General features: G+C 75.2%; 2 protein-coding genes and 1 pseudogene. 1 reads left to right on the top strand and 2 read right to left on the bottom strand.

The genetic code is table 11. The features are described from left to right. Positions 1 to 602, bottom strand: a 602-nt coding sequence (locus ACWEO5_RS38120; protein WP_452166655.1) for a TerD family protein, incomplete at its 3' end; no start/stop codon positions are given. A 138-nt stretch (positions 603 to 740) separates the two neighbouring features. On the opposite strand from ACWEO5_RS38120, the gene pepN reads away from it, so the two are divergent. Then, entirely contained in the window at positions 741 to 3,245 is a 2,505-nt protein-coding gene (gene pepN, locus ACWEO5_RS38115) for an aminopeptidase N (protein WP_452166654.1), read from the top strand. Positions 3,246 to 3,493: 248 nt separating this feature from the next. Here the strand turns inward: pepN and ACWEO5_RS38110 are convergent. After that, positions 3,494 to 4,032, bottom strand: a pseudogene (locus tag ACWEO5_RS38110) (hypothetical protein); the annotation flags it as partial.

Genomic DNA, 4,032 nt, shown 5'->3' with positions numbered 1-4,032 from the left:
GGCGGCGGGGGCGTCGCGGCACCGCGCGGTGGCGTGCCGGGCCGCGGCGGGGCGGCGGGCGGGACGGGCGGGGCCGCCGGCGCGGTGGCCGTGGCGGCCGCCGGGGGCGGTTCCTCGACCGAGACGCCGAAGTCGGTGGCGATGCCGGCCAGCCCGTCGGCGTACCCCTGGCCCACGGCGCGGACCTTCCACTCGGCGCCGCGCCGGTAGACCTCGACGACGACCAGGGCGGTCTCCCGGGACAGTCGGGGCGGGGTGAAGGTGAACAGTTCGCGGCCGGTGTCGGCGTCCCGGAGCGTCGCGGTGGGCTCGGTGCCGGCGAAGGTGGCCCGCTGGTCGTCGAGCGAGGCGGTCACCACGATCCGGGTGATCTCGCCGGGCACGGCCGCGGTGTCCACCGCGATCGCGTCGGGGGAGCCGCCGCCCGCCGGGCGGTGCGTGACGCCGGGGCCCTGCGGGGCGTTGAAGAAGACGAAGTCGGCGTCCGAACGGACCTTGCCGGCCGCGGTCAGCAGCAGCCCCGACACGTCCAGCCGCTTGGGTGCGGTGACCTCGATCACGACCCGGGCCGACCCCAAGGGGGCGTTGCCGCCCTGCGCCAGAACAGCCGTCACGTGTTCCTCCTCGAATCGCCGCCTCCACCAGCCTAACCAAACCGCCCCGCCCGCCGGGGTACGCCGCGAGCGAATCGGACGCCCGTCCGCTTGCCCGGCCGGGGCGGCCTCGGCGAGCATGCGGACATGCCAGCACTACAACGCTCCGAAGCAACTGTCCGTGCCCGCCTGCTGGAGGTCGACGGCTACCGCCTCGACCTCGACCTCACCGTCGGCCCGGACCGGTTCGTCAGCACCACCGTGATCCGGTTCCGGTGCGGCGAACCCGGCGCCGGCAGCTTCGTCGACGTCGACCCCGCCGTCCTGCGGCGCGCCGTCCTGAACGGGAAGCCGCTGGACCCCGCCGCCCTGGACGGCAACCGGCTCGCGCTGCCCGGCCTGCGCGCGGAGAACGAACTGCTGGTCGAGGCCGAGATGCGCTACTCGCGCACCGGCGAGGGCCTGCACCGCTACACCGACCCGGCCGACGGCGGCGTGTACGTGTACGCCACCTGCGGGCCCGACCTGGCGGCCAAGGTGTTCGCCTGCTTCGACCAGCCCGACCTGAAGGCGCCGATCACGCTGGCCGTCACCGCCCCCACGGACTGGACCGTGGTCGGCAACGGCGCCAAGGTCCGTGGCGAGGACGGGAGTTGGGAGTTCGCCCCGACCAAGCCGATCTCCACCTACCTGTTCACGGTGGTCGGCGGCCCGCTGCACTCGGTGCACGGCGAGCACGACGGCATCCCGCTCGGCCTGCACGCCCGCCGCTCGCTGGCCGCCGAACTCGACCGCGAAGCAGCAGAGTTGTTCGAGGTGACGGCCGCCTCGCTGGACCGACTGCACCAACTCTTCGACGAGCGCTACCCGTTCGGCGAGTACCACCAGGCGTTCGTCCCCGAGTTCAACTGGGGCGCGATGGAGAACCCCGGCTGCGTGGTCTTCCGCGACGAGATGCTGTTCCGCTCCCCGGCCACCTACGCCGAGCGGGAGCGCCGCGCCATGGTGGTCTGCCACGAGATGGCCCACATGTGGTTCGGCGACCTGGTCACCATGCGCTGGTGGGACGACCTGTGGCTGAACGAGTCGTTCGCCGAGATGCTCGGCTACCGGATCGCCGCCGAGGCCACCCGCTTCACCGGCACCTGGACCGGCTTCTCCGTCCAGCGCAAGGGCTGGGGCTACGACGCCGACCAGCGCGGCTCCACCCACCCCGTGGCGGGCAACGGCACCCGCTCGGTCGCCGAGGCGATGGTCAACTTCGACGGCATCTCCTACGCCAAGGGCGCCTCCGCGCTGCGCCAGCTCGTCGCCTGGCTCGGCGACGAAGCCTTCTTCGCCGGACTCAACGCCTACTTCGCCGACCACCTCTACGGCAACGCCGAACTCCCGGACTTCCTGGCCGCGTTGAGCGCCAGCAGCGGCCGCGACGTGCCCGGCTGGGCGGACGCCTGGCTGCGCACCAGCGGCGTCGACACGCTGCGCGCCGAGACCGAACGCGCCGCCGACGGCACCCTGACCGCGCTGACCGTCGTCAACGAGGGCAGCCGCCCGCACCTGATCGAGGTCGGCGGCTACCGGGTCGAGGACGGTCGGCTCGTCCCGGTCGGCCGGGTCCCCGTCGAGCTCGGCCCCGGCCGCCGGGTCGCCGTCCCCGCCCTGGTCGAGGCCGGCGCGAGCCTGGTCGTCCCCAACGACGGCGACCTCACCTGGGCCAAGATCCGGCTGGACGCGGACTCCTGGCGGACCGTCGACGAGTCGCTGTCCACCCTCGCGGACGACGTCACCCGGGCCGTCCTGTGGGAGCACGCCCGCGACCTGGTCCGGGACGCCGAACTCGACCCCGCCGGGTACCTCGGCCTGATGGAACGCCACCTGCCCGCCGAGACCTCCGACAGCATCGTCGAGACCGTCCTCACCTTCGCCCGCCTCCACGTGGCCGGCCGCTACCTGCCCGCCGCCCGCCGCGCGGAGGGCCTGGCCGCCGTCAGCCGCACCGCACGCGCCCTGCTGGCCGGCGGTGGCGGCGACGGCATCCGGCTGGTCGCGCTGCGGGCCGCGGTCGAGAGCAGCGGCGGGGAGGACCAACTCGCCGAACTGCGCGGCTGGTTGGCGGGCGAAGGAGTGCCGGACGGACTGACCGTCGGACCGGAACTGCGCTGGGCCGGGCTGACCCGGCTGGCCGCGCTCGGCGAGATCGACGCGGACCGGATCGCGGCCGAAGAGGCCCGGGAGCCGGGCAGCGAAGCCGAGTTCGGCGCGGCCCGGGCGCTGGCCGCCCGCCCCGGGGAAGCGGCCAAGGCCCGCGCCTGGGACCTCCTGTTCACCCCCGACGCGACCTCCAACCGGATCCTGGAGGCCACCGCCCGCGGCTTCTGGGCCTCCGGCGACCCCGACCGGCAGAACGCGTACGCGCTGCGCTTCTTCGAGCGGATCACCGAGGCCGCCGACCGCAGCGACACCGTCACCCGACTGCTCGGCCAGGTCCTCTTCCCGGTCGCCCAGGCCGCCCCCGAGGTGGTGGCCGCGGCGGAGGCCGTCCTCGCCGACCCGGCGCTGACGCCCGCGCTGCGGCGGAACCTGGCCGACTCCACGGACGACCTGCGGCGGACGCGGGCGGTGCAAGGGGCTTTCGGCAGCGGCGGGAGGTGAACGGGCCAGGGGCTCGGGGAACTCTTCGGCAGCCGGGCATGCACCATCAGGGGCCCGGGGAACGGCGGGGCCGTGCTGCTGGTGGCCGGAGCCCGTCGAAGGTTCGTGCCGCTGCGTGTCTTCAACGGAACCGGAAGCCGATGCGCGCCACGGCAGTGAACCGCTCGCAGACCGGGGCTCGCCGTTCCCCGAGCCCCTGGCGGGGGCTCTCGCCGTTCCCCGAGCCCCTGGTGGTGCTCTTCCCGCTGCTAGAAGGTGCCGCGGGCGGCGAGGGCGCGGGTGGTGGGGAGGGCGAAGGCGGAGGCGGTCCAGGTCTCGGGGGTGGCGGGGACGGGGGTGGGGAGGGCGCCGGTGACGGAGACGGTGTAGCTGCCGGGGGGCAGCGGGAGGTCGGCCGGGGCGGTGAAGCGGTAGACCAGGGTGTCGCGTTCCAGGGCGATGGTGACGACCGCGCCGGGGAGGTCAGTGGCGGGGGCGGTGCCGGGGAGGGTGGTGGGGCGGTTGAGCCGGAGCTCGACCTGGAGGGCCGTCATCGTCTCGTCGAGGTCGAGCCGCAGGGTGTGCCGGGTGCCGGTGGGGCCGAGCGGGTCGGTCCGGGCGACGCCGCGCAGGGTGCGCGGGAGGGAGGCACCGACGAAGGCGGAGGCGGAGACGGTGCCGGGGGCCGGGGAGGCCGCGGCCAGCGACATCGGCCGGGTGTGCGGGTCGGCGGTCGGCGACGCCCCGGCCGATGCGGACGCGGACGCGGCGGCCGACGCGGTCGCGGAGGGCGGCGGCGTCGGGGCGG

It is taken from the genome of Kitasatospora sp. NPDC004272, from assembly GCF_053603035.1.
Note: the sequence above shows the minus strand (reverse complement) of the source record. Positions and strands in the feature narration are given on the sequence as shown.

Bases quoted from the DNA above. Each gene is read 5' to 3' on its own strand.
- pepN (WP_452166654.1), top strand. From the start codon at position 741: ATGCCAGCACTACAACGCTCCGAAGCAACTGTCCGTGCCCGCCTGCTG.